This is a genomic window from Bradyrhizobium arachidis (assembly GCF_015291705.1).
In the GTDB taxonomy this organism is placed as follows: domain Bacteria; phylum Pseudomonadota; class Alphaproteobacteria; order Rhizobiales; family Xanthobacteraceae; genus Bradyrhizobium; species Bradyrhizobium arachidis.
The window spans coordinates 8760801-8781099 of the sequence record NZ_CP030050.1 but is presented as its reverse complement, the minus strand read 5'-3'; the positions used below and the strand labels follow the sequence as shown (position 1 = coordinate 8781099).

At 65.4% G+C, this 20299-nt stretch carries 20 protein-coding genes; 13 read left to right on the top strand and 7 right to left on the bottom strand.

Annotated features, from left to right (window positions below):
* The first annotated feature begins 2 nt into the window (after nucleotides 1-2).
* Both WN72_RS41425 and hmuQ read left to right on the top strand, forming a co-directional pair.
* The gene (locus WN72_RS41425; RefSeq protein WP_167380760.1) at nucleotides 3-1220 is read left to right on the top strand and encodes a DUF1501 domain-containing protein; all 1218 of its coding nucleotides are present in this window, start codon (nucleotides 3-5) and stop codon (nucleotides 1218-1220) included.
* Between the two features lie 87 nt (nucleotides 1221-1307).
* Nucleotides 1308-1631, top strand: a complete 324-nt coding sequence (gene hmuQ / locus WN72_RS41420) for a heme-degrading protein HmuQ (RefSeq protein ID WP_092215237.1) — start codon at nucleotides 1308-1310, stop codon at nucleotides 1629-1631.
* A 31-nt stretch (nucleotides 1632-1662) separates the two neighbouring features.
* Here hmuQ and WN72_RS41415 read toward each other — a convergent pair whose 3' ends face one another.
* The 6 genes from WN72_RS41415 to WN72_RS41390 all read right to left on the bottom strand — a co-directional run bounded on the left by WN72_RS41415 (nucleotide 1663) and on the right by WN72_RS41390 (nucleotide 5867).
* Nucleotides 1663-2604 carry an aldo/keto reductase gene (locus WN72_RS41415; RefSeq protein ID WP_092215235.1) on the bottom strand — a complete coding sequence of 314 codons (942 nt, stop codon included), beginning with the start codon at nucleotides 2602-2604 and terminating at the stop codon, nucleotides 1663-1665.
* Between the two features lie 263 nt (nucleotides 2605-2867).
* Nucleotides 2868-3323, bottom strand: coding sequence for a GNAT family N-acetyltransferase (locus WN72_RS41410; RefSeq protein WP_092215395.1), 456 nt, complete (start codon nucleotides 3321-3323; stop codon nucleotides 2868-2870).
* 306 nt (nucleotides 3324-3629) lie between these two features.
* The gene (locus WN72_RS41405; protein WP_092215234.1) at nucleotides 3630-4436 is read right to left on the bottom strand and encodes a PAS-domain containing protein; all 807 of its coding nucleotides are present in this window, start codon (nucleotides 4434-4436) and stop codon (nucleotides 3630-3632) included.
* A 217-nt stretch (nucleotides 4437-4653) separates the two neighbouring features.
* Nucleotides 4654-4812 (bottom strand): hypothetical protein, encoded by a 159-nt coding sequence (locus WN72_RS41400; RefSeq protein WP_167380759.1) that lies wholly within the window; start codon nucleotides 4810-4812, stop codon nucleotides 4654-4656.
* Between the two features lie 73 nt (nucleotides 4813-4885).
* Complete coding sequence (locus tag WN72_RS41395; protein ID WP_167336551.1) at nucleotides 4886-5062, bottom strand: hypothetical protein; 177 nt, start codon at nucleotides 5060-5062, stop codon at nucleotides 4886-4888.
* Nucleotides 5063-5216: 154 nt separating this feature from the next.
* Nucleotides 5217-5867 (bottom strand): glutathione S-transferase family protein, encoded by a 651-nt coding sequence (locus tag WN72_RS41390; RefSeq protein WP_027562986.1) that lies wholly within the window; start codon nucleotides 5865-5867, stop codon nucleotides 5217-5219.
* A gap of 647 nt (nucleotides 5868-6514) precedes the next feature.
* Between WN72_RS41390 and WN72_RS41385 the strand changes: the two genes are divergently transcribed.
* The 8 genes from WN72_RS41385 to WN72_RS41350 all read left to right on the top strand — a co-directional run bounded on the left by WN72_RS41385 (nucleotide 6515) and on the right by WN72_RS41350 (nucleotide 15609).
* Nucleotides 6515-7717, top strand: coding sequence for a pyridoxal phosphate-dependent aminotransferase (locus WN72_RS41385; protein WP_027562985.1), 1203 nt, complete (start codon nucleotides 6515-6517; stop codon nucleotides 7715-7717).
* Nucleotides 7718-8101: 384 nt separating this feature from the next.
* Nucleotides 8102-8584 (top strand): DUF992 domain-containing protein, encoded by a 483-nt coding sequence (locus tag WN72_RS41380; protein WP_027562984.1) that lies wholly within the window; start codon nucleotides 8102-8104, stop codon nucleotides 8582-8584.
* Between the two features lie 200 nt (nucleotides 8585-8784).
* Nucleotides 8785-10833, top strand: a complete 2049-nt coding sequence (locus WN72_RS41375) for an elongation factor G (protein ID WP_092215230.1) — start codon at nucleotides 8785-8787, stop codon at nucleotides 10831-10833.
* Between the two features lie 360 nt (nucleotides 10834-11193).
* Nucleotides 11194-11466 (top strand): helix-turn-helix domain-containing protein, encoded by a 273-nt coding sequence (locus WN72_RS41370; protein ID WP_008566993.1) that lies wholly within the window; start codon nucleotides 11194-11196, stop codon nucleotides 11464-11466.
* A gap of 82 nt (nucleotides 11467-11548) precedes the next feature.
* Entirely contained in the window at nucleotides 11549-13303 is a 1755-nt protein-coding gene (locus tag WN72_RS41365) for a SulP family inorganic anion transporter (RefSeq protein ID WP_092215228.1), read from the top strand.
* Between the two features lie 85 nt (nucleotides 13304-13388).
* Nucleotides 13389-14222, top strand: coding sequence for a shikimate dehydrogenase (locus WN72_RS41360; protein WP_092215226.1), 834 nt, complete (start codon nucleotides 13389-13391; stop codon nucleotides 14220-14222).
* Nucleotides 14223-14278: 56 nt separating this feature from the next.
* Entirely contained in the window at nucleotides 14279-14905 is a 627-nt protein-coding gene (locus WN72_RS41355) for a hypothetical protein (RefSeq protein ID WP_092215225.1), read from the top strand.
* 98 nt (nucleotides 14906-15003) lie between these two features.
* Entirely contained in the window at nucleotides 15004-15609 is a 606-nt protein-coding gene (locus WN72_RS41350) for a single stranded DNA-binding domain-containing protein (protein WP_167380772.1), read from the top strand.
* A gap of 135 nt (nucleotides 15610-15744) precedes the next feature.
* Here WN72_RS41350 and WN72_RS41345 read toward each other — a convergent pair whose 3' ends face one another.
* Nucleotides 15745-16881, bottom strand: a complete 1137-nt coding sequence (locus tag WN72_RS41345) for an alpha-hydroxy acid oxidase (protein WP_027565105.1) — start codon at nucleotides 16879-16881, stop codon at nucleotides 15745-15747.
* Nucleotides 16882-16985: 104 nt separating this feature from the next.
* Between WN72_RS41345 and WN72_RS41340 the strand changes: the two genes are divergently transcribed.
* The 3 genes from WN72_RS41340 (at nucleotide 16986) to WN72_RS41330 (ending at nucleotide 20239) form a co-directional block, all read left to right on the top strand.
* Nucleotides 16986-17153: a hypothetical protein gene (locus WN72_RS41340; protein ID WP_167336552.1), complete on the top strand. Its 168-nt coding sequence runs from the start codon at nucleotides 16986-16988 to the stop codon at nucleotides 17151-17153.
* A 222-nt stretch (nucleotides 17154-17375) separates the two neighbouring features.
* Nucleotides 17376-18722, top strand: a complete 1347-nt coding sequence (gene glmM / locus WN72_RS41335; RefSeq protein WP_027565106.1) for a phosphoglucosamine mutase — start codon at nucleotides 17376-17378, stop codon at nucleotides 18720-18722.
* Nucleotides 18723-18988: 266 nt separating this feature from the next.
* Entirely contained in the window at nucleotides 18989-20239 is a 1251-nt protein-coding gene (locus WN72_RS41330) for an MFS transporter (protein ID WP_092215221.1), read from the top strand.
* Nucleotides 20240-20299: the final 60 nt, after the last annotated feature.

Below are 20299 nucleotides of genomic sequence, written 5' to 3'. Positions count from 1 at the left end.
TGATGATCGACTGCGTCGAGAACAGGCTCCTCACCTCGCGCCGCGGCCTCCTGCTCGGCGGCGCATCGTTCGCGGCCTGGGCCTATTTGCCGAAATTCGCGCGCGCGGCCGACGGGCGCGATCCCAGGTTGATTGTCGTGATCCTGCGCGGCGCGCTCGACGGGCTCTCGACCGTCGCACCGGTGGGCGATCCCGACTATGCCGGCCTGCACGGTTCGATCGCGCTCGCGGCCGACGGCGCGCATCCCGCGATCATGCTCGATCCTTTCTTCGCGCTGCATCCGTCGATGCCGGAATTCGCGCGCATGTATCGCGACAGGCATGCCGCAGTGATCCACGCGGTCGCAACGCCCTATCGCGACCGCTCGCATTTCGACGGGCAGGACGTGCTCGAAAGCGGCTATGCCGGCCCGGGCCGCGTGCAGTCCGGCTGGCTCAACCGCGCGCTGGAAGCGCTGCCGCGCGGCGAGCGCGTATCGAGCGGGCTTGCGGTCGGCCCCACCACGCCGCTGGTGCTGCGCGGCAACGCGCCGACCGTCGGCTGGGCGCCGGTCGCGCTGCCGCAGGCCGATGACGACACCGCGATGCGCCTCGCCGATCTCTACCGCCACCGCGATCCCGCGCTGGCTGCGGCATTGTCGCAAGGCCTCCAGCTCGAGAAGGCAGCGAATGGCGACGACATGAAGCGCAAGCCCGGCAACCAGGTCGTGCAGATGCGCCAGGTCGCGCGCGGCGCGGCAAAACTGATGGCGGCCGACGACGGCCCGCGCATCGCCGCGCTCGCCTTCGACGGTTGGGACACGCATGCCAATGAAGGCGGCCCGGTCGGGCGTCTCGCCTTCCTGCTTGGCGGGCTCGACGGTGCGCTCGCCGAATTCGAAAGCGGCCTCGCTGATCGCTGGCGCGATACCGTCGTCGTCGTCGCCACCGAGTTCGGCCGCACCGCGCGCATCAACGGCACCGACGGCACCGATCACGGCACCGGCACCATCGCGCTGCTCGCCGGCGGCGCCGTGAAAGGCGGCCGCGTCATTTCCGACTGGCCCGGCCTCAAGCTCGCCAATCTCTACGAGGGCCGCGACCTCAAGCCGACCACAGATCTGCGCTCGGTGATCAAGGGCGTGCTGCAGGGGCAGTTCGGTCTGTCCGATCGCGTGCTGGCGGAAACGGTGTTTCCGGATAGCGCAAGCGCAAGGCCGATGAAGGGATTGGTTGCCTAACCCACAAACGCTCGTCATTCCGGGCCCGCGCCTTGCGGCGCGTCCCGGAATGACGACATGATGAGCCGGACATCAGGAGATCACCGCATGTACATCGCCATGAACCGCTTCCGCGTCGCCAAAGGCTCCGAGGCCGCCTTCGAGCAGGTCTGGCTCACGCGCGACACGCATCTGGACAAGGTGCCGGGCTTCGTCGAATTCCATCTGCTGCGCGGGCCGGAGCTGGAGGACCACACGCTCTACGCCTCGCACACGGTGTGGGCGAACCACGCCGCGTTCGAAGCGTGGACCAAATCGGAGGCGTTTCGCGCCGCGCATCATAAGGCCGGCGACAACAAGCCGCTTTATCTCGGCCATCCCCAATTCGAGGGTTTTGAGGTGATGCAGACGGTGGGACGCGGCGCCAAATAGCGCCGCGCCGGAGAGATCAGCGCCGCAAAAATCAGCCCAGCGTGATCCTGTCGATCTCCGCCATCTCCTCCGCGCTGAGCTTCCAGGCGATCGCCTTGACGTTCTGCTCGATCTGCTCGACGCGGGTCGCACCCGCGATCACGCTCGACACCTGCGGGCGGGCGGCGAGCCAGGAGAAGGCGAGCTCCAGCATGCTGTGCCCGCGCGCGGTCGCAAATGCCTGCAGCTTCTCGACGATCGCCTCGTTGCGCGGCGTGACGTAGCGGTCGCGCAATCGCGGCGTCTGGCCGAAGCGGGTGTCGCCGGGCGCGGCCTCGCCCTTCCGGTATTTGCCGGTGAGAAGGCCGCTCGCGAGCGGGAAGAACGGCAACAGGCCGAGCTTGTATTCCACGGCTGCCGGCAGCAGGTCCTTCTCGATGTCGCGCACGACGAGTGAATATTCGTCCTGGCAGGAGACGAAGCGGCTGACATTCATCGCGCGCGCGACGTATTCGGCTTCCGCGATGCGCCAGGCCGGGAAGTTCGAATTGCCGATGTAGCGCACCTTGCCCTGGCGGACGAGATCGTCGAGCGCGCGCAGGCTCTCCTCGATCGGCGTCAGCGGATCGTAATCGTGCTGCTGGTAGAGATCGATGTAGTCGGTCTTCAGCCGCTTCAGGCTCGCTTCCACGGCCTCCATGATGTAGCGGCGCGAGGCGCCCTGCTTGGTGCCGTCCTCCGCCATCGGCTTGGAATATTTCGTCGCCAGCACGATGTCCTTGCGGCGATCGCCCAGCACGGTGCCGAGCACGTTTTCCGAGCCGCCCATGTTGGAATAGATGTCGGCGGTGTCGAACAGCGTGATGCCGAGATCGAGCGCGCGATGGATCACCTTGCGCGAGGCCTCGAGGTCGGTGCGCTGGCCGAAATTGTTGCAGCCGAGCCCGACCGCGGACACGCGAAGGCCGGAGGCGCCGAGATTACGAATTTCCATGGGAGATCCCTGTCAGAAGTCTACAGCGGTGTATTGTGACCGCGGTGCACGCGACCGGCAAGGAGCCCACCTGCGCTGCTGCCATGCGGCCAAAAAAATGCGGCCCCTGTCAGACGCGGCGACTGACGGGGACCGCTTTGGGGCGCTTGATCGGTGACGGGGGGCCTGATCAGACGCAGCTGCAACTTAATCCCGGTGTGTTACGCGCCAGTGACAGGCAAAGTTATCCACAGGCCGCGTGATCCGGGAAAAGCCGGCAAAAATCAGAAGATCTTGCGATAGACGATGAAGCCGGAGCGCTCGGCGACCTTGTCGTACAGGCTCTGCGCGGTGACGTTGGTCTCGTGCGTCTGCCAATAGACGCGCGGGGATCCCGCAAGCTTCGCGCGCTCGTAGACGCCATAAATCAGCGCCGAGGCGACGCCTTTGCCGCGCGCGGCTTCCAGCGTGAACAGGTCCTGCAGATAGCAGGACGGCTCGATTGCGGTGGTGCTGCGGTGGAACAGATAGTGCGTCAGTCCGAGCAACTTGCCGTCGCTCTCGGCGACCAGCGCATGCACCGGCTCATAGGCATCGAAGAAGCGCTGCCACGTCACCTTCGTGATTTCGGGCGCGAGCGCGGTCGGGCCGGAGCGGCCGTAGAAGGCGTTGTAGCCGTCCCACAGCGGCAGCCATTGGTCGTAGTCCTGCTTCGTGACGGCGCGAATGGTGAGCGACATGTGAGAATTCCGCGAGAGATTGAACGTCATTCATACGGGATGTTCGTGCAGATGATCAAATGTCTTGCGAGACGGATGGATATTCAGTCGTGGCGACAGTGTGCCATGCCCCTCACCCGGATTGCTTCGCAATCCGACCTCTCTCCGCGGAAAGGCGGGGAGAGGTTAAGACGAGCAACGCTCGCTTGGGTAAGGGACGTGCGGCTCTCTCACCCCTCGCCCCGCTCTTGCGGGGAGAGGGTGGGGTGAGGGGCTGTCTCCGCGAGCGCCGGTTCGGATTGTAACGCAGCGGATGGCGCAGTCGCATCACTCCGCGACGCGCAGATATCGGATCAGCTTGCGGTTCGCGGGATCGCGCAGCGAACGGTAGTAGTCGGCGCGCCCCGGCGCGTCGGTGTGGCGGACGAGGTCGGTCACTGGCGTGTAGCTCAGCATGCGGCCGCCGTCGGGCAGCACGTTGCAGACGAAGCGCAGCACCTCGCCATTGCGCAGCTTGATGTTGATCGGCGTGGCATCGCCGACCCGTACCATCTCCATGCGCTGCGCGATGAAGGTGCTGAGCTCGTCCTCGGGCAGCTCGAACGCGCCGGTGTCGCGGCCGTGATACATCAGCGCGATGAACGGCGGCTTGCCGTCGGCGATCTCGTCCGGCAGCGCAAAATAATCGCGGAACGCGCGGTTGATGAATTCGGCCCGCGTCTCGGCATCGAGCAGCACGATGCCGATGTCGACCTGGTCGAGCGCGGCCGACAGCCGCGCGGCGGTGGCGTGGCTCTGGCGCTCGGCGGCGAAGGTGGCGAGCAGCCGCTCGCGCATCAGGCCGGTGATGCCTGCAGTGCCGAAGGCGGTCACGGCGAGGAGGCCGACCAGGTCGGCCGCGGCATGGAGGGACATGGCGCGGTGGCCAAGGCAGAACAGCGCCGCGCCGATCACGGCGAGCGCCGCGCTGGTCATCGCGGAGGCGAAACCCGACAAGGCGCCGGCAAGCGCGACGACACAGACGAACACCGGCGCAGGCGAGGGAAGGGGAATGGTGCGATCGAGCAGGATCGCGAGCAGCGCAATCGCTGCCGTCAGCACCGGACCGGAGATCGCACGCCATCCGAACCGCATCTCGTTCCTCCCTGAACGAGTAAGGCGGTCAGACTGACCTACCGTTGCGCGAGCGCAATCCGATTTCGTGCGATGCGCTTAAGAGGCGCTTGTGGTTCCGGGCAAAGCTTTCGGATGATTTAGAGCGTTTTCGAGCGAAGTGGATACCGGTTCGCGTCAAGAAAACGCGTCAACACAAGAATCCGGAGCCCGGTTCCGATTCCGGCGGAGCGGGGCTCTAGCCCAAATGCATCTGCTTCACGCGCTGTTGCTGCGCCGGGACATTGAGCGTCGACGTTCCCGGACCCTTGCGCGTGCCGACCAAGATCAGCAGCGACGCTGCGACCAGGATGGCCGCGGTCAGGGTGATTGCAACGATGACCACAGGTGATTTCATCGACGTCCTGTCGCGATGCCGGTTGGCGGGGGCCACGCGGCGCCTTGAAGGCTGGTCGAGGATGAGACGGGAATCAGACCGGCAGGCCCATCGCCATGGTCGCCTTGGTCGACAGCACCGTCAGGGTGACGATCAGGCACAGCGAGAGCGCGGCGACGGCGAGCGAGGCCGCGACCGCGTTGGTCAGCCGGGAAGACGAAACGGTATCGGTATGGCCCTGAAAGCCTGCCGTGCCGGACGCCCGAATCATGGTCTAAATCCTTCAACGTGCGAGCGAATCACCCGCGACATCGAACAATTTCACTATTTCAACGGGCAATATTGCGGCGGCTATCGCGCCGAAAATGGCGAGATTGCGGCGAGGATGAACCTTATACCCGTTATTCGCCAGCGCGGGCGCGCCCTCAGGCGCCCGCGGCGATGCTGGCGGGATCGTCGATGTCGGCTGGCCGCCAGTCCATCGACACGAAGCCGGGCGTGGCTTCTACCCGCTTCAGCCAGTCCCGAATCGCCGGGAAGGTCGAGAGGTCGAAGTCGCAGCGATCGGCGAGGTGGGTGTAGCCGTACAGCGCGATGTCGGCGACCGTGAGCTGGCGGGCGGCGAAATAGGCGTTGGTCTTGAGATGGTTCTCCATCACCTGCAGCGCGCCATAGCCGCGCTCCATCCAGTCCTCCAGCGCGTGCGTCTGCAGGTCGCGGCCGCCCTTGACCAGCGACAGCCAGAAATAGGCGGCGCCGATGTTCGGCTCGAGCGCGTGCTGCTCGAAGAACATCCATTGCAGCGCCTCGGCGCGATCGATGCGGTTCTCCGGCGCGAGCGGCGTGCCGACGGCGACGTACCAGAGGATGGCGTTGGACTCGGCGAGAAAGCGGTCGTCGCCGACATCGAGCAGCGGCACCTGGCCCGACGGATTCTTGGTCAGAAAATCCGGCGTGCGGCTTTCGCCGCGCAGAATGTCCACCTCGATCGCTTCGTAGGGCACGTTGAGCAGCGCCAGCGCAAGGCGGACCTTGTAGCTGTTGCCCGAGCGTTGCATCGAATAGAGCTTGTACATTCGGGGAGTTTCGAATCCGTGGTTGGGAAAGGCGCGGCACGTGTTGCCCCGCAGCGCGGATAAACAATGATGCCGATGCGAATCCGCCGCAAGAGCCAGCCGATAGAAAAACTCGAAAACCCTACCGCACTGCAACGCCGCGGAAGATCATTTTCGCGCGACGATGCAAATGAGTTCACGCTTGCGTCAACGCGTGGACGCATTCGACCGTGCATTGGTGCGAGAGGGTTGATCGATCCAGTTGAGGCGGGGCGTTGACGCCTCCACGATCGTCATGGCCGGGCATAGCCGTCCGAAGGACGGCGTCGCTTCCGCTCGCCTATGACCCGGCCATCCACGCCTTGCCACGCGGCAAGAAGAACGTGGATGCCCGGGACAAGCCCGGGCATGACGGCGTGCTGCTTTCATAACGGCACGCAACACGCAAAATTGCTCCGAGGACAAGCCTTGCCGGATATGAGGGGTTTGCCCGGCAAAGTTGCGGAAAATTGCGGGAAATCGCGCCTTGAAACGCTCCAAATCCGTAAACTTTTGCGAGATCGGGCCGAAGTTTCTTGCGGCGCAGCGGCACACGTTTTAGGGTGGTCACATTCCCACAATCAGAGTCGTGAGGCGAAAGGCTTCACGACGCTTGTCAGGAGATGACGATGTCCTTCCTTGCCGCTGCGCTCGACCGTGTGAAGCCGTCCGCGACCATCGCGGTCACGGATAAAGCACGCGCGCTGAAAGCGGCGGGCCGCAACGTCATCGGCCTTGGCGCCGGCGAGCCCGACTTCGACACGCCCGCCAACATCAAGCTGGCCGCGATCCGCGCCATCGAAGCCGGCAAGACCAAGTACACCGCGGTCGACGGCATTCCCGAGCTGAAGGACGCCATCATCGCGAAGTTTCAGCGCGAGAACGGCGTCGCCTACAAGCCGAACCAGATCATCGTCGGCACCGGCGGCAAGCAGGTGCTCTACAATGCGCTGATGGCGACCATCAATCCGGGCGATGAGGTGATCATCCCCGCGCCCTATTGGGTCAGCTACCCTGAAATGGTTGCGCTCGCCGGCGGCGAGCCGGTGCCGGTGGTCTGCACCGCCGCCACCGGCTTCAAGCTCGGGGCCGAGGCGCTCGAGCGCGCGATCACGCCGAAGACCAAATGGGTCATCCTGTGCTCGCCGTCGAACCCGACCGGTGCCGCCTACACCAGGGCCGAGCTGAAAGCGCTCACCGACGTCTTGGTCAAGCATCCGCATGTGTGGGTCATGACCGACGACATGTACGAGCACCTCGTCTATGACGACTTCCAGTTCACCACGGTCGCGCAGGTCGAGCCCAGTCTCTATGACCGCACGCTCACCGTGAACGGCGTGTCGAAGGCCTATTGCATGACCGGCTGGCGTATCGGTTATGCCGGCGGCCCGGCGCAGCTGATCAAGGCGATGTCGACCATCCAGTCGCAGTCGACCTCGAACCCCTGCTCGATCGCGCAGTGGGCTTCGGTCGAGGCGCTGAACGGTCCGCAGGACTTCATCCCCGCCAACAACAAGGTGTTCAAGGAGCGCCGCGACCTCGTCGTCTCCATGCTGAACCAGGCCAACGGCATCGAGTGCCCGCGGCCGGAAGGCGCGTTCTACGTCTATCCGTCCTGCGCCGGCACGATCGGCAAGAAGGCGCCGTCGGGCAACGTGATCTCGAACGACGAGCAGTTCGTCACCGAGCTGCTCGAGACCGAAGGCGTCGCCGTGGTGCAGGGTTCGGCCTTCGGCCTCGGCCCGGCCTTCCGCATCTCCTACGCGACCAAGACCTCCGACCTCGAAGACGCCTGCAAGCGCATCCAGCGCTTCTGCGGCAATCTGCGGTAAGGCTGTCGCAATCGAAACGAAAAGGCCCGCTTCGCGCGGGCCTTTTTATTTGGTGGCTCGATGAGGTGGAGTCGGATGGACTATTGCTTTGGTTGGCGTTGTGCCTTGCCCCTCACCCGGATTGCTTCGCAATCCGACCTCTCCCCGCAAAGAGCGGGGAGAGGTTAAGGAAGCGTCCGACCGTTGTTCATCGTGAGGGACGCGCGGCGCGTGCGCTCCCTCGCCCCGTTCTTACGGGGAGAGGGTGGGGTGAGGGGCTCTCTCTACACGCCCGCTTTTAGATGCGTTCGATCTGGCACCCCCAGGACTCTTGTGGCATAGACCATCGCGCGGCGTGTGCCGTGCCCTTCCTGCTCGCATCACATTCATAGCCGGAGACGTTTCATGCGCCGTTCGTTCATCTTCGCCGGGCTCGCTGCCGCCAGCCTCGTTGCCTCCGTCGCAAACAGCGATGCGCAGCAGCAGCGGATGGTTCGCGTCGGCGTGCTCGAATGCCGCGGCGGCGCCAGCGTTGGCTTCATCGTGGGATCGGTGACCAATCTCGGCTGCGTGCTGCGCGCCGAGGGCGTGCCCGAAGATCGCTACGTCGCGACGATCCGGAAAGTGGGCCTCGACATCGGCATCACCCAGGAGACCACGCTGGCCTGGGGCGTGTTCGCGCCGGTCGACCGGCTGGGCCCCGGCGATCTCTCCGGCAATTATGCGGGCGCGCAGGGCAGCGCCTCGGTCGGCGTCGGCCTCGGCGGCAACGTGCTGGTCGGCGGCTCCAACAATTCGATCGCGCTCCAGCCGCTCAGCGTGCAGGGCCAGGTCGGCCTCAACGTCGCCGCCGGCCTCGAGAGCCTGGAACTCCGCCCCGGACGCTAAGCGCCAAGGGCAGTGCTGTTTTCCACCTCTTCCCGTCGGGGAGAGGTGGAACACCGCGGCTCATCTCCAAGACGTTACACCGGATCTAACCGACGACGCACCGCAGCGACGTTTGATGCTTGCCAAATCTTTGGGACGGGCAGAGCATCACCGTTTGCCGACCCAATCATGGGCCGAGCTCCACACCAAGGAGGCGGCGAATGGGACAAGACGTCAGAAGTCCCCGAGGTCCACGGTGCATTGCACTGGTGGGCCCTTTCCAAAGCGGTAAAACCACACTTCTCGAAGCAATACTGGCGCGAACGGGCGCAATCCCGCGCGCCGGCAGCGTCGATGCCGGAACATCCGTCGGCGACGCCACAGCCGAGGCCCGTCATCACAAGATGACCGTCGGCCTCACTGCCGCCACCACGAGTTTCATGGGCGACAGCTACACCTTCCTGGATTGTCCCGGTTCCGTCGAATTCGCCCACGACATGCGCGCCGCGCTGCCCGCGGTCGATGCCGCGGTCGTGGTCTGCGAGGCCGACGAGAAGAAGCTGCCGCAGCTTCAGATCATCCTGCGCGAGCTGGAAGAGCTGAAGATTCCGCGTTTCCTGTTCCTCAACAAGATCGATCGCGCCAGCCAGCGCATCCGCGAGACGCTCGCGATGCTCCAGCCCGCCTCGCGCGTGCCGCTGGTGCTGCGCCAGATCCCGATCTGGAAGGGCGATCTGATCGAGGGCTTTGTCGATCTCGCGCTGGAGCGCGCGTTCGTCTATCGCGAGCACAAGGCCTCCGAGGTGGTCGCACTCGAAGGCGGCGATCTCGATCGCGAGAAGGAGGCGCGCTTCTCGATGCTGGAGAAGCTCGCCGACCACGACGATGCGCTGATGGAGCAGCTGCTCGAAGACATCCAGCCGCCGCGCGATGCCGTGTTCGACGACCTCGCCCGCGAACTCCGCGAAGGGCAGATCTGCCCCGTGCTGCTGGGTTCGGCGGCGCGCGAAAACGGCGTGCTGCGGCTGATGAAGGCGTTGCGCCACGAGGCGCCTGGTGTTGCGGAGACCGCGAAGCGGCTCGGCGTTCCCGAGAGCAAGGATGCGGTCGGCTACGTCTTCAAGACGCTGCATTCGCAGCATGGCGGAAAGCTGTCGCTGACGCGATTGCTCGCCGGCCATCTCGACGACGGCGCGACGCTGCAATGCTCCTCCGGCGGGACCAGCCGCATTTCCGGCATCCTCGCCGTCAACGGCGCCTACGACACCAAGCGTGCCGCGGCGGACGCCGGCGACACCGTCGCGCTCGCCAAGCTGGACCCGTTCAAGACCGGTGACACGGTCTCGAACGGCAAGACCGCGCCGGCCGCGCTCACCGCCCCCGAGCCGACGTCGCCGGTGCTCGCGATGTCGATCGCGTCCACCGACCGTAAGGACGATGTGAAGCTCGGCCAGGCGCTGGCCCGCCTGCACGAGGAGGATCCCTCGCTGGTTGTCGTGCAGAATCCCCAGACCCACGACACCGTGCTGTGGGGGCAAGGCGAGATGCATCTGCGCGTCGAGGTCGAGCGCTTGCGCGACCGCTTCGGCGTGAAGATCTCTTCGCATCCGCCCGCCATCGGCTATCAGGAGACCATCCGCAAGCCGATCACCCAGCGCGGCCGCCACAAGAAGCAGTCCGGCGGCCACGGCCAGTTCGGCGACGTCGTGCTCGACATCAAGCCGCTGCCGCGCGGCGACGGCTTCAAGTTCGCCGAGAAGGTGGTCGGCGGCGCGGTGCCGCGCAACTACATCCCGGCGGTGGAGGAGGGCGTCGTCGACGGATTGACGCGCGGTCCGCTCGGCTTCCCCGTCACCGACGTGCAGGTAACGTTGACCGACGGCTCCTATCACAGCGTCGACAGCTCCGATCTCGCCTTCCGCACCGCGGCGCGGATCGGATTGAACGAAGGCCTGCCGCAATGCCAGCCGGTGTTGCTGGAGCCGATCCACGTGGTCGAGATCGTCTGTCCGACCGACGCCACCGCCAAGATCAACGCGATCCTGTCGGCACGGCGCGGCCAGATCCTCGGCTTCGACACCCGCGACGGCTGGAGCGGATGGGACTGCGTCCGTGCCATGATGCCGGAAGCGGAGATCGGCGAGCTGATCGTCGAGCTGCGCTCGGCCACGGCAGGGGCGGGCAGCTTCACCCGCCAGTTCGACCACATGGCCGAAGTCACCGGCCGCGCCGCCGACCAGATCATCGCCGCGCATCAGCACGCGGCGTGATCAGATACGAGCGCTGCTTTCTCCTCTCCTCGCTCTTGCGGGGAGAGGAGACGTAAGTTCGGGCCCTCTTCATTCGTCATTGCGAGCGCAGCAAAGTCTTAAACTCCGTCATCCTGAGGTGCGAGCCATGGGGCGCAGAGCGCCACATGGGGAGCCTCGAAGGATGCTCGGCCCCGCTGCTGCAGCCGGGCCGTCGCCCTTCGAGGGCCGCTAAAGAAGCGGCCAACCTCAGGGTGACGGCGAGGGGTCGCAATCACGGAGGAGGCGGAGAGGATGCTTGCGTTCGCCTCCTGATGATGTATTTTACATCATTGTACACACTCCAGATATCACTTATAACTCCTGATACGTGAGGCCACGGTGATCACGTCGTTCCAGATGCGGGCAGCCCGCGCACTGCTCGGCATTGACCAGAAAACCCTGGCCGAGCTCGCCGGCGTGTCGCTGCCGACCATCCAGCGGATGGAGGCCTCGACCGGCAATGTGCGCGGCGTGGTCGAGACCTTGATCAAGGTGGTCGAGGCGTTCGACCGAGCCGGTGTCGAGCTGATCGGCGAGCAGGCGCGCAGCGACAGCGGCGGACGCGGCGTTCGCCTGAAGGAGCCGGGGCCGCCGCGCCGCGTGGGGGCATGATCGCATTGGTCGTGCTTGGGATCAGGATGAGCTAGCGCATCGCTGCGCAATACGCCGCACGATGCATGGAGCATTGTGGGACATGAGCATCACAAGCGATCACGCAAGCGGGCTGCATCGGCTGCGCCGGCCAACCTTCGCTGAACTGTACCTGCCAAAGCTCGTCACGGTCTGGCGCGAGGGCTATGGCCTGTCGGATTTCCGCGCTGACGTGTTCGCGGGCCTCACCGTCGCGATCGTCGCGCTGCCATTGTCGATGGCGATCGCGATCGCTTCCGGCGTGACGCCGGACCGCGGCCTCTACACCGCCGTCGTCGGCGGCTTCATCGTCTCGCTGCTCGGCGGCAGCCGCTTCCAGATCGGCGGGCCCGCCGGCGCCTTCATCGTGCTGGTCGCGGTGACCGCGGAGCGGCACGGCGTCGACGGCGTCATCCTCGCCACCATGATGGCGGGCGTCATCCTGATCGCCGCGGGCCTGCTGCGGATCGGCACCTATATCAAGTTCATTCCCTATCCCGTCACCGTCGGCTTCACCGCCGGCATCGCCGTGATCATCTTCGCCAGCCAGCTGCACGATCTCGGCGGCATCACGCTGGCGGGGAAAGAGCCCAGCGAATTCGTGCCAAAGATCATTGCGCTCGCGGGCGGCCTGCACACGATCAACCCGTCCGCGGTTGCCGTTGCGATCGTCAGCATCGCCATCATCGGTGCTTTGCGGATCTGGCGTCCGACTTGGCCCGGCATCCTGATCGCGGTCGTGTTCGCGGCGATTGCGTGCGCGGTATTCTCGCTGCCGGTCGAAACCATCGGCAGCCGCTTCGGCGGCATCCCGCGCGAACTGCCGTCACCCGCGTTGCCCGCATTCTCGCTGGAGAAGGCGAAAGGCGTGTTGCCCGATGCGATCGCCTTCGCGCTGCTCGCCGCGATCGAATCGCTGCTCTCGGCGGTGGTGGCTGACGGCATGACCGGACGCCGTCACCGCTCCAATTGCGAGCTGGTGGCGCAAGGCGTTGCCAATATTGGCTCGGCGCTGTTCGGCGGCATCTGCGTTACCGGTCTGATCGCGCGCACCGCGACCAACATCCGCGCCGGCGCGCGCGGGCCGCTCGCGGGCATGCTGCATGCGGTGTTCCTGCTGCTGTTCATGCTGATCGCGGCACCGCTTGCGAGCTACATCCCGCTTGCCGCGCTTGCCGCCGTGTTGGTGGTGGTGTCCTGGACCATGGCGGAGAAGCAGGAGTTCGCGACACTCTTGCGCTCGTCCTGGGGCGACGCCATCGTGCTGCTCTCAACCTTCCTGCTCACGATCTTCCGCGATCTCACCGAAGGCATTCTGGTCGGCTTTTCGCTCGGCGCGGTGCTGTTCATCCATCGCATGGCGGAGATGACCGGCATTGAGGAGCGCACGCCGCTCGTGGCCGCCGACCGCCCCGATGACGGCAATGGCGAGCGTGTGCCTTACGATCCCGCGCTCGCGGTCGATCGCGACGTGCTGGTCTATCGCATCACCGGCGCGTTCTTCTTCGGCGCGGCCTCGGCCATCGGCAACGTGCTCGACGGCGTCGCCGACAAGCGCAAGGGATTTGTGGTCGATTTCGCCGCGGTGCCGTTCCTGGATTCGACCGCGGCCAACGTGCTCGGCCGCGTCGCCGCCAAGGCGCATCGCCAGGGCATCCGCCTGTTCATCACCGGAGCCACGCCCGCGGTCCGCCGCGCGCTGCTCACCCATGGCGTGACGCCGCCGCGCGCCCGCTATCGCGAGACGATCGAGCGCGCGGTCTCGGACATCAAGGGCGGTGCGGCGCGGCCCGTGGCCGATGATGTGGCCGGGAGCTGATGTCGTACTGAGCCTCCCGGCTTGACAGAGCCCGCGGGACGCGAAATGGATCGCCTCCAAATACGACCCCAAGGAGACGACGACAGTGACCAAGGCTCCCGCAGCCTGCTTGATCGGATGGCCGGCCGCGCATTCGCGCTCGCCGCTGATCCATCATTACTGGCTGCGCACGCTCGGCATCGCCGGCGGCTATGTCATCGAGGCGGTTCCGCCCGACGATTTGCGCGATTTCGTGCTGCGGCTGTCGCTGCGCGGTTTTGTCGGCGCCAATGTCACCATCCCGCACAAGGAAGCGGTGCTCGCGCTCTCGACACCCGATGCGCGTGCGAAAGCCGTCGGCGCAGCCAACACGCTGTGGTTCGAAGACGGCGAGTTGCGTTCGACCAACACCGATGTCGAGGGTTTCATCGGCAATCTCGATGCCAGCGCGCCCGGCTGGGACAGGGCGGAGGAAGCGCTGGTACTCGGGGCCGGCGGTTCCTCGCGCGCGGTCGTGTTCGGCTTGCGCGAACGCGGCATCAAGCGCATCCATCTCGCCAATCGCACCATCGCGCGGGCCGAGACTCTCGCAGGACAGTTCGGGCCGAACGTGCATCCCGTTACGTGGGACGCGGTCAACGACGTGCTGCCGCGCGCAAAACTTCTCGTGAACACGACCTCGCTCGGCATGCACGGCCAGCCGTCACTCGATGTCGATGTCGCGCGCTTGCCGAGCGAGGCCGTCGTCGCCGATCTCGTCTATGTCCCGCTGGTGACGCCGCTGCTAGGGGCCGCCCAAGCGCGCGGGCTCAAGACCGCCGACGGGCTCGGCATGCTCTTGCACCAGGCGGTGCGCGGCTTTGAATTGTGGTTCGGCCGCAGGCCCGAGGTGACGGCCGAGCTGCGCGCATTGGTCGAGGCTGATCTCACAAAGACTTGAGAGAATAGTCAGCGCTCTTCGGCGTTCTCCATCCGTGGGGACAATCGGAGACCGTCATGACCGTTCAACGCCAAACTTTCACGCACCCGCTCATCGCTGTTGCGATGGTGGCCGCTTCCACCCTCTATGCTTTCGCGCAGAAGGCGCCGGTGCCGACGCGCGTGCGCGGCACGATCGAGAGCGTCAACGGCGATACCATGCAGGTCAAGTCGCGCAGCGGCGAAGACGTCAAGCTGCGCATCGCGCCTGACGTCAACGTTTCAGGCATTACAAAGATTTCACTCGCCGACATCAAGGTCGGCTCTTTCGTCGGCGCCACCACCGTGCCGGGACCGGACGGCGGCCAGAACGCGGTCGAGGTGCATGTGTTTCCTGAGAGCATGCGCGGCACCGGCGAAGGTTCGCGGCCCTATGACCTCAAGCCCAACTCCAGCATGACCAACGCGACGGTCTCGGAGAGCGTCGTCGGCAATGACGGCCACACGCTGCTGGTCAAGTACAAGGACGGCGAGAAGAAGGTGTTCGTCGCCGACAACACGCCGGTCGTGACCTTCGTGCCCGGCGACAAATCCGATTTGAAGGCCGGCGCGAAAGTCATCGCCTTCATGAAGCAACTGCCCGACGGCTCGTTCGAGACCAACCGCGTCAGCGTCGGCCGCGACGGCCTGACCCCGCCGATGTGATCGGCGGAGCATGGAATAGCGGTGGTTACGCGGGGTTGCCGTGTCTGACCACCGCAACGTCCTGGAGGGACAAGGCCATGCCGACACCGACCAACTGGATGCCACGCGCCGCCGTGGCTGCATTCGCCACCTTTATCGCCGTTTCATCCGCCTCCGCGCAGCAGGCGCCGACGGTCCGCATCCGCGGCACCATCGAGAGCGTCGATGGCAACATGCTCGGCATCAAGACCCGCGAGGGCAGCGACGTGAAGGTGAAGATGACCGACAACGTCGCGGTCTTCGCCGTGGTGAAGACCGAGCTGTCCGAGATCAAGGAAGGCTCCTATATCGGCGTCACCGCCATGCCCGAGCCGGACGGCACCCAGAAGGCGATCGCCGTGCACATCTTCCCGGAGAACCAGCGCGGCGCCGCCGAAGGTTTCCGCCCCTGGGACGCCCGCGCCAACTCGACGATGACCAACGCCACCGTGGCGCAGACGGTGAAGGGCACCGACGGCCAGAACATCACGGTGAAATACAAGGACGGCGAGAAGAAAGTCGTGGTGCCGCCGGAGACGCCCATCGTTACCTTCGTTGCCAGCGACAAATCGGAAGTGAAGCCCGGCGCCAAGCTGATCATCTTCGGCGCGGCGAAGAAGGAGGACGGCTCGCTGGAGGCGAACCGGGTGAATGTCGGGCGGGACGGGATCACGCCGCCGATGTGAGGGGTGCGAGCGCTGAACCCGTAGGGTGGGCAAAGGCGCACTTGCGCCGCGCCCACGTCTTCTCTCGCTCCGAGAAAATTGGTGGGCACGCTTACGCTTTGCCCACCCTACGGCACTGCGGCACCGCCGCTGCGGCTACACCGCAATGATATGATCGTCGATCTCGTCGATCCGGTTGACGCCGCACAGACCCATCGTGGTCAGCAGCTCCTTCTGGATGATGTCGATCGCCTTGGCGACGCCGGCCTGGCCGCCGGCGCCGAGCCCATAGGCATAGGCACGGCCGATCATGCAGGACTTGGCGCCGAGCGCGAGCGCGCGCATCACGTCCTGGCCGGAGCGGATGCCGCCGTCGAACATGATCTCCATCTTGTCGCCGACCGCATCCGCGATCTCCGGCAGCACCTCGATCGAGGATGGCGCGCCGTCGAGCTGGCGGCCGCCATGGTTCGACACCACCAGCGCCTGCGCCCCGGTCTTCGCCGCTTCCTCGGCGTCTTCGACGTCCAAAATGCCCTTGATGATGAGCTTGCCCGGCCAGATGCTGCGGACCCACTCGACGTCCTTCCAGTTCAACGACGTGTCGAATTGCGATGCCGTCCATTCGGCGAGACGGTTGAGATCCTCGGTGTTCTTCACGTGGCCTGCGATGTTGCCGAAGGTGCGGCGCTTGCCTTGCAGCACGCCCGAGACCCAGGCCGGCTTGCTGGCGAAATCCAAAAGCTTCGATAGCGACCATTCCGGTGGCACCGTCATGCCGTTCTTGATGTCGGCATGGCGCTGGCCGATCACCTGCAGGTCGACGGTGAGCACCAGTGCGCTGCACTTGGCGGCGGCGGCGCGCTGGATCAGCTCCTTGATGAAGCCGCGGTCCTTCATGACGTAGAGCTGGAACCAGAACGGCTTCTCGACATTGGCGGCGATGTCCTCGATCGAGCAGATCGACATGGTCGATTGCGTGAACGGGATGCCGGCGGCCTGCGCGGCGCGGCAGGCGTAAATCTCGCCGTCGCCATGCTGCATGCCGAGCAGGCCCACCGGCGCGAGGATCAGCGGCATGGTCGAGGGCTCGCCCAAAATCGTGGTCGAGGTGTCGCGCTTGGAGACGTCGACCAGGATGCGCTGGCGGAATTTGATCGCCTGCAGGTCCTCGCGGTTGGCGCGCAGCGTTTCCTCGGCATAGGAACCGCGGTCGCAATAGTCGAAGAACGCCTTCGGCACGCGGCGCTTATGCAGCGCGCGAAGATCGTCGATACAGGTGATGTGCTTCATGAACGTTCCCCGGCCCGTCTCGTCTCGGAAGTCTTGCATCGGATGATTGAGGGGTCATCTAGCATGGTTGGATGCACAGCCAAATCGTTTGAGAGGAGGGCGCCATGACGAAGCCGCAGACGGGACCTTCGCCGGAACAGATCAAGGAGAAACAGGCCCTCGAGGACGCACTGGAAGAGGGGCTGGAGGAGACCTTCCCGGGCTCCGATCCCGTCAACGTCACCCAGCCGCCGCCGAGCCGCGACGATGGCCATGTCAAGCGCTCGGGCTAGGCCGGGTTCCACTCCGATTGCGGCGCTGCGGCAGGAAATATAATGTTAACAACCCCTTATCGACGGAGGGAGTACCCCTGTTCCGTAACGATTGATCACATTTTTTGAAGCCAAGTTGACCGCGTTGGGCTTATAAGACCCTCAGCAAATCAGGGATGCGGGGCCCGAACGGGCAGCCCGTGGTTGTAGAGGGGTCCCCTGGTTGTTGCTCTGGGGGACGATATGAGTCGCAAATATTTCGGGACGGACGGGATCCGGGGCCGCGCCAACGGACTGATCACGCCGGAGCTCGCGCTCAAGGTCGGCCAGGCCGCGGGCCTTGCATTCCAGCGCGGTGATCACCGCCACCGCGTCGTGATCGGCAAGGATACCCGCCTGTCCGGCTACATGATCGAATATGCGATGGTCGCGGGCTTCACCTCGGTGGGCATGGACGTGCTGCTGGTCGGCCCGATGCCGACGCCGGCGGTGGCGATGCTGACCAAATCGATGCGCGCCGATCTCGGCGTGATGATCTCGGCCTCGCACAATCTGTTCGAGGACAACGGCATCAAGCTGTTCGGCCCGCAGGGCTTCAAGCTCTCCGACGACGTCGAGAAGCAGATCGAGCAGCTGCTCGACGAGCCCATCGAGAAGCGTCTTGCGCAGAGCGCGAGCCTCGGCCGCGCCCGCCGCATCGACGGCGTGCATGACCGCTACATCGAATTCGCCAAGCGCACGCTGCCGCGCGACCTCTCGCTCGACGGCTTGCGCGTCGTGGTCGACTGCGCCCATGGCGCCGCCTACAAGGTGGTGCCGGAAGCGCTGTGGGAGCTGGGCGCCGACGTGGTGCCGATCGGGGTCGATCCCGATGGTTTCAACATCAACAAGGATTGCGGCTCGACCTCGCCGGAAGCGCTGTCGAAGAAGGTGCGCGAGATGCGCGCCGACATCGGCATCGCGCTCGACGGCGATGCCGATCGCGTCATCCTGGTCGACGAGCGCGGCCATGTCGTCGACGGCGACCAGCTGCTCGCGGTGATCGCCCAGAGCTGGAAGGAAGACGGACGCCTGTCGCGGCCCGGCATCGTCGCGACCGTGATGTCCAATCTCGGCCTCGAGCGCTTCCTGAAAGGGCAGGGGCTCGATCTCGTGCGCACGCCGGTCGGCGACCGCTACGTGCTCGAGCAGATGCTGGGCGGCGGCTACAATCTCGGCGGCGAGCAGTCCGGCCACATCATCCTGTCCGACTATGCCACCACCGGCGACGGTTTTGTCGCCGCACTGCAAGTGTTGGCGGTGGTGCAGAAGCTGCGCCGCCCGGTGTCGGAAGTCTGCCACCGCTTCGATCCGCTGCCGCAGATCCTCAAGAACGTCCGCCACAAGGGCGGCAAGCCGCTCGACGATTCCGAGGTCAAGTCAGCGATCTCCGACGGCGAGAAGCGCCTCAACGGCCACGGCCGCCTCCTGATCCGCTCCTCCGGCACCGAGCCCGTGATCCGCGTCATGGGCGAGGGCGAGGACCGCATCCTGGTCGAGGACGTCGTCGACACCATCGTCTCCGCGCTGGGCCAGGCCGCGGCGGCGTAAGGTCCTTCAAGCGCGAGCGGCGTGGGGCGATCTCATCCCACGGGCAGTATCGTAGGGTGGGCAAAGCGAAGCGTGCCCACGTCTGTCGCCGTATCAGAGAGATGGTGGGCACGGCGCAAATGCGCCTTTGCCCACCCTACGATATCGGACTCGCGGAGAGGGTAAGACCCACGCATTCCAGCCATTTGCGATTGGCGCTGGTTCCGCCACCGCCTGCATCGTAATGAGTGGATGCGGCGGTTCGCCGCGCCTGCCGGGATGCTCCATTGAACAAGCCTGTCGTCGTCTCCAAGGAAACGCTGACCGAGCCCGTCGTCGTCAGCGATGTCGCGCCCGCCGTCGCCAAGGCGGCGGGGCCGGCCTATGTTGTGCTCGCCGGCATCAGCTTCTCGCACTTCCTCAACGACACCATGCAGTCGCTGATCGCCTCGGTGTATCCGATCCTGAAGGACACCTATGCGCTCGACTTCGCGCAGATCGGCATGATCACGCTGGCGTTCCAGTTCACGGCCTCGCTGCTGCAGCCGGTGGTCGGGCATTACACTGACAAGAAGGCGCAGCCTTATTCACTGGCGATCGGCATGGCTTCGACCTTCTTCGGCCTGCTGCTGCTCAGCGCCGCCCACCAATATCTCGTCATCCTCGTCGCCGCCGCGCTGGTCGGTCTCGGCTCGGCGGTGTTTCACCCGGAATCGGCGCGCATCGCGCGGCTCGCCTCGGGCGGCCGCTACGGCTTTGCGCAATCGGTGTTTCAGCTCGGCGGCAGCTTCGGCACCTCGATGGGGCCGGTGCTGGCCGCGCTGATCGTGGTGCCGTTCGGGCAGGGCAGCATCGCCTGGTTCTCGTCGATCGCGTTTCTCGCCATTGTCATTCTCTGGCGCATCGGCCGCTGGTACGCGCCGCAGATCACGGCGAAGAAAGCTGCGCCGGCCCACACCCAGCCAGGCGGCCCGAGCTCGCGCCGCGTCGCGGTGGCACTGCTCGTGCTGGTGGCGCTGCTGTTCTCGAAGCAGCTCTATGTCTCAAGCCTGTCGAGCTACTACATCTTCTACCTGATCGATCGTTTCGGCGTGTCGACGCAGGCCGCCCAGATCTATCTCTTCATCTTCCTCGCAGCGAATGCGGTCGGCGCCTTCTTCGGCGGTCCGCTGGGCGATCGCTTCGGCCGCAAGATCGTGATCTGGATCTCGATCCTCGGCGCGTTGCCGTTCACGCTGGCGCTGCCCTATGCCGGGCTCTACACCAGCGCGGTGCTGTCAGTGATCATCGGCCTCATCATCTCCTCGACGACGTCGTCGATCATCGTGTTCGCGCAGGAGCTGGTGCCGCACCGCTTCGGCATGATCTCCGGCGTGTTCTTCGGCGTCGCCTTCGGCATCGGCGGCCTCGGCGCCGCCGTGCTCGGCAAGCTCGCCGACCACACCTCGATCGCGTTCGTCTATCAGGTCTGCGCGTACCTGCCGGCGATCGGCCTGCTTGCCGTGTTCCTGCCAAAACTGCCGCAGCACGCGCGTTAACAAAATCTGCGCCGCAGCGTTGCGGCTTCATACATCCTTAGCAATTGCGGTCCTGAGCGC